Origin of the sequence: Streptomyces boluensis (assembly GCF_009908195.1) — a bacterium.
GTDB classification, from domain to species: Bacteria; Actinomycetota; Actinomycetes; order Streptomycetales; family Streptomycetaceae; genus Streptomyces; species Streptomyces boluensis.
Map to the genome: position 1 here is coordinate 1 of NZ_JAAAHS010000743.1, position 1,015 is coordinate 1,015.

The window sequence follows — 1,015 nt, forward strand, 5'->3', positions numbered from 1 at the left end:
GAACTGCCCACCCCGACGGCCACGGACGAGACGGCCGGCTGGGAGATCCTGCGCACGCCCCGGACCCTCGGCTTCCCGCTGCACACGACGGTGGCCCGCAACTGGTTCGAGGGGCGGTACGCGCGCGTGGAGCTCGACTAGAGGGGGGTGCGGTCGGGCATCTGTTGAGGCAGCCACCGCCAGGAAGAGGGGCACCACAGGAGGAGCGCCAAAACCTCACCCCTCCGCGTCAAGACCCCGCACCCGCACCGGATCCTTCACGTCCCGCAACTCACCGTCCCCGTAGTCCCGTTGGACCACCACCCGGCCGCGCACCTGCCGGCGCGACACGTACCGCTCGACCTCCGGCACCTCCCAGCCGTCGCCCGCGTCCCGCACCACGAGCCCGCCTCCCGTACGCCCGCGCGGCGGCGCCCACACCTCGAGCTCCAGGCCCCCGTCGGCGCCCCTGACAGGCAGCACGGCGCCCGCACGGGCAAGCACCGGCACCCGGGACAGCGGCGCGTCCACAAGGACCTGTCCTGGGCCCTCGTACGCCCGGCCCGTCGCCGTGTCGTACCAGCGCCCCCGAGGCAGCCGCACCGCACGCCGGGTCACACCGGGCTCCAGCACCGGCGCCACCAACAGCGAGTCCCCGAGCAGAAACGCGTCCTCACAGTCCCGCAACGCCCGCTCCTCCGGCGCCGACCACCACAACGGCCGCACATAGGGAGCCCCGGTACGGTGCGCGAGCTGCGCGAGCGTCACCCAGTACGGCCGCAACCGCTGCCGCTCATCAAGCACCACGCGCGCGTGCCCCAACACATCGGGGCCGAACTCCCACGGCTCCCCGCGCCCCGCCCGCAACGCGGCCTGTGTACGGAACAGCGGTAGAAGGGCGCCCAGTTGGAGCCGGCGCAGATACAGCTCCGGAGACGGACTCCCGCCGAAACCACCCACATCAGGACCCGAATACGGCACCCCGCACAACCCGAGCCCCAGAACGAGCGACAGCGACGCCCGCAACCCCGGCCAC

At 73.1% G+C, this 1,015-nt stretch carries 1 protein-coding gene; it reads right to left on the reverse strand.

Annotated elements, in window-relative coordinates; translation table 11 throughout:
• Positions 1-216 precede the first annotated feature (216 nt).
• On the reverse strand, positions 217-1,015 hold a 799-nt coding region (locus GUY60_RS37855; protein ID WP_246236175.1), incomplete at its 5' end, for a glycoside hydrolase family 31 family protein.